Genomic DNA, 4,095 nt, shown 5'->3' with positions numbered 1-4,095 from the left:
GGCCCATGGAAAGGCGGTCCCCGGGGTGCCGTGCAGGCCGGTGATCTGGACGAGGGCGCGTTCGTCGACGTCCGGGCCGGGAGCCGTCTCGGCGATCAACAGGCCTCCCGGCCTGAGGAGTCCGGTGAGGCGGTCGAGCAGGACGCCCGGGTCTCCGCCGATGCCGACGTTGCCGTCGGCGAGCAGGGCGGTACCCCAGCGGCCGGTGCCGGGCAGGGGGTCGAAGACGGAGCGGAGCAGCGCCTGCCCGCCGCGCCGGACGGTGTGCGCGACCGCCGCCTCGCTGACGTCGATGCCGAGGGCACGACGCCCCTGGGTGCCGAGCGCCGCGACCAGCCGCCCCGGGCCGCACCCCACGTCCAGCACCGGGCCCTCGCAGCGCCGCAGGACGTCCAGGTCGGCCGCGTCGGCCTCCGCGCACCAGCGTTCCACGTCCAGGGGCAGCAGCCATCCGTCGGCGCGGCGCAGGAACAGCGGACCCCGGCCGGCGCGCAGGGCGTCGGCGTAGGGATCGGCGGACCAGGCGCGGTCGGCGGCGGGAGTCGTCCGCTGCCGCCCGACGGGTGTGGTCGTGTCCGCCGCCCGCAGCCCGCTCACCGGTGAGCCGCCGTCAGCCGGATCAGGTGCGCGGCGAAGTGTCCGCCGGGGGCCGTGGCGGCGACCACGGCGGCGTCGTCCGCCGTGTCCACGTCCCGCAGCAGCGGCAGGTCCCGTACGCGCAGCCGCGTGAGCCGCCGCCGTTGCGCGGCCCCCGTGTCCGGGGTCGACATGGGTACCCCGCGCAGGAGCCCGGGGTCGGGTTCGGCCAGGCCCAGTGCCCAGAAGCCGCCGTCCTCGGCGGGGCCGAAGTACGCGTCGCAGTCGGCGAAGTCCACGGTGAGCAGCTCGGGCGTCACCTGCGGCGTGTCCATGCCGATCAGCAGGGCCGGCCCGTCGCACCCGGCGAACGCGGCGGCCAGCCGCTCGTCGAGACCTCCCGCGCACTGCGGTACGACCTCGACACCGGCCGGCAGCCACGGTCCCGGTGTTCCGTCCAGCACCAGCACCCGGCGCCGCGCGGGGGTGCGCACCACCGCCTCCAGCGTGTCCGCGAGCGCCGCCTCGGCGAGCGCGGCCGCCTCCTCGGGCGTGAACGGCGGGGTCAGCCGGGTCTTCACCCGGCCCGGGCGGGGCTCCTTCGCGATGACGAGCAGCGTCACGGGAGTCGTCGGCGTCACGAAGCCACCTCCGCGGGCGCCTTCGGCTCCTGGAGCACCCGGCTCATGTCCCGTACCGCATGGAAGGTCCCGCGCCAGGTGCCGGTCACCTTGGAGGCGCCGGTGCGCGGCGCGTACGGGACGTCGTGCTCGGTGATCCGCCAGCCGGCGTCGGCGGCGCGCACCACCATCTGGAGCGGATAGCCGCTGCGCCGGTCGGTCAGCCCCAGGGCCAGCAACTCCGCGCGCCGGGCGGCCCGCAGCGGGCCGAGATCGCGCAGCCGCAGCCCGGTTCGGCGCCGCAGCAGCCGGGACAGGGCGAGGTTGCCGGCGCGGGCATGGGCCGGCCAGGCGCCGTGTGTCCGCGGGCGGCGCCTGCCCAGCACCAGGTCGGCCGCGCCGGCCCGGATCTCGTGGACGAACGGCACGAGGTCCGCCGGATCCAGCGAGGCGTCGCAGTCGCAGAAGCAGACGATGTCGGCCGTGGCGGCGGCCAGTCCGGCATGGCAGGCGGCGCCGAAGCCGCGCCGCTCCTCGCGCACGACGGTCGCGCCGAGTTCGCGGGCGATGCGGTCCGAGCCGTCCGTGGAACCGTTGTCCACGACCAGGGCGCGCCAGCCGGGCGGGACGTGGTCCAGCACCCACGGCAGTGCGGCGGCCTCGTCGAGACAGGGCAGGACGATGTCCACGGACGCCGGGCCCGGCCGGCCGGGAGGGGAGAAGGAGGTGGTCACGGCTCTCACCCTACGAACGTAAAGCGGGTATACCGGGCATCGACTCCTTACGGAACACGGACGTCGGCGACCGGCCGCGCCGTTCGCGCGCGCGGGGTGCGAGGCTGACCGCATGGAGCAGCGACCACCGCACGCCGAGGCCGGGGCCCGGGTCCTCGTCGTCGACGACGACCCCACCGTCGCCGAGATCGTCACGGGCTACCTCGACCGCGCCGGATACGTCGTCGACCGGGCCGGCGACGGCCCCGACGCGCTCGCCCGCGCGGCGGCCCACTGGCCCGACCTCGTCGTCCTCGACCTCATGCTGCCCGGCATGGACGGCCTGGAGGTGTGCCGCCGCATGCGCGGTCACGGACCCGTGCCCGTCATCATGCTCACCGCGCGCGGCGACGAGGACGACCGCATCCTCGGCCTGGAGGTCGGCGCCGACGACTACGTCACCAAGCCGTTCAGCCCGCGCGAACTCGTCCTGCGCGTCGAGTCCGTACTGCGCCGCGCCCGCCCCGCGCCGGCCGCCGCCTCCGGACTGCTGCGGGCCGCCGGACTCGCCATCGACCCCGCGGCCCGCCGGGCCACCAAACACGGCGATGAACTCGCACTCACCATTCGCGAGTTCGACCTTCTCGCCTTTCTGCTCCGCAACCCCGGGCGGGCCTTCGCGCGGGAGGAGCTGATGCGGGAGGTGTGGGGCTGGGACTTCGGCGACCTGTCCACCGTGACCGTCCACGTGCGGCGGCTGCGCGGCAAGGTCGAGGACGATCCGGCCCGCCCCCGGCTGATCCAGACCGTGTGGGGCGTCGGCTACCGCTGCGATCCGGCCGCCGCCGGCTCCGGGGAGGACTGACCCGTGCGGGACACGCTTCTCATCGCCCTGTTCGCCTTCCTCGGCGCCGCCACGGCCGGTCTGCTCGGCGCGGGTGTACTGATGCTGATCCGGCGGCGGTCACTCACCGCGCACCTCGCGGTGGTCGCCGGGGTCGGGGTGACGGCGATGCTCGCCGGCACACTGGCCGTCGCCCAGGCGATGTTCCTCTCGGCGCACGACCTGAGCGTGGTCACCACGGTCGTCGCCATGGCCGCCGTGGTCTCCACGGTCACCGCGCTGCTGCTGGGCCGCTGGGTCGTCGCCCGCAGCCGGGAACTGGCGCTCGCCGCCCGCTCCTTCGGCGACGGCGGCGACTTCGCCGCACCCGACGGCCCGGCCACCGCCGAACTCGCCGCGCTCAGCCGTGAACTGGCGGCCACCAGCGTCAGACTCGCCGAGTCACGCGACCGCGAACGGGCCCTGGAGACCTCCCGGCGGGAACTCGTCGCCTGGATCTCCCACGATCTGCGCACCCCGCTCGCCGGACTGCGCGCGATGGCCGAGGCGCTGGAGGACGGGGTCGCCGCCGACCCCGACCGCTATCTCAAGCAGATCCGCACCGAGGTGGAGCGCCTCAACGGCATGGTCGGCGACCTCTTCGAGCTCTCCCGCATCCACGCGGGCGCGCTGACCCTCTCGCCCTCCCGCATCTCCCTGTACGACCTCATCGGCGACGCCCTCGCCGGCGCGGACCCGCTCGCCCGCGAACACGGCGTACGGCTCGTCGGCGACCGGGTCGAACCGGTGCCGGTGGAGGTGGACGGGCGGGAGATGAGCCGCGTGCTGGGCAACCTGCTGATCAACGCGATCCGCCGGACGCCGGCCGACGGCACGGTCGCCGTCGCCGCGCGGCGCTCCTCCGAGGGCGTGGTGCTCTCCGTGACGGACGGCTGCGGCGGCATTCCCGAGGAGGACCTGCCCCGCGTCTTCGACACCGGCTGGCGCGGCACCCACGCCCGCACCCCGCCGGCCGGCGCGGGCCTCGGCCTCGCCATCGTCCGCGGCATCGTCGAGGCCCACCGCGGCAGCACCACGGTCCGCAACGTCATCGGCGGCTGCCGCTTCGAGGTGACCCTCCCGGCGACGGAGAGCTGACCCCTCGTCCCCCCCTCACACCACCCCCGCCGACACACCGCGGGACCCGGCCGGATCCCCGCCGGCCCACCGCGCCGCGGCCTGGCGGTTCCGGCGATGCGGTAGTCCTGCAGTCGGGTGGCCCCGACGGCTGGCGGCCCGGTGGGCCCGCAGGTCTCCAGCCCGGTAGCACGCTGACCGGGTGGTTGGGCGTGCCCGGCAGTCC

The 4,095-nt window shown here is 75.8% G+C and carries 5 protein-coding genes; 2 read left to right on the top strand and 3 right to left on the bottom strand.

Translation table 11 applies throughout. The features are described 5' to 3' along the window. From B9S61_RS14465 to B9S61_RS14455, 3 genes are all read right to left on the bottom strand, one after another. The coding region (locus B9S61_RS14465) for a class I SAM-dependent methyltransferase (RefSeq protein WP_107499704.1) at positions 1-597 on the bottom strand (597 nt) is incomplete at its 3' end. Then, positions 594-1,217 (bottom strand): DUF2064 domain-containing protein, encoded by a 624-nt coding sequence (locus B9S61_RS14460; RefSeq protein WP_258039657.1) that lies wholly within the window; start codon positions 1,215-1,217, stop codon positions 594-596. The genes B9S61_RS14465 and B9S61_RS14460, both read right to left, overlap by 4 nt. Continuing rightward, complete coding sequence (locus B9S61_RS14455) at positions 1,214-1,939, bottom strand: glycosyltransferase (protein ID WP_258039656.1); 726 nt, start codon at positions 1,937-1,939, stop codon at positions 1,214-1,216. Before B9S61_RS14455 ends, B9S61_RS14460 begins: the two co-directional genes overlap by 4 nt. A 103-nt stretch (positions 1,940-2,042) precedes the next feature. Between B9S61_RS14455 and B9S61_RS14450 the strand changes: the two genes are divergently transcribed. Further along, the gene (locus B9S61_RS14450; protein WP_103542620.1) at positions 2,043-2,774 is read left to right on the top strand and encodes a response regulator transcription factor; all 732 of its coding nucleotides are present in this window, start codon (positions 2,043-2,045) and stop codon (positions 2,772-2,774) included. Between the two features lie 3 nt (positions 2,775-2,777). Continuing rightward, entirely contained in the window at positions 2,778-3,890 is a 1,113-nt protein-coding gene (locus B9S61_RS14445) for a sensor histidine kinase KdpD (RefSeq protein WP_103542619.1), read from the top strand. Positions 3,891-4,095: the final 205 nt, after the last annotated feature.

It is taken from the genome of Streptomyces sp. SM1, assembly GCF_002910825.1.
Classification (GTDB): domain Bacteria; phylum Actinomycetota; class Actinomycetes; order Streptomycetales; family Streptomycetaceae; genus Streptomyces; species Streptomyces okerensis.
The sequence above is the reverse complement of the archived record's forward strand: the minus strand, read 5'-3'. Positions and strand labels throughout refer to the sequence as shown.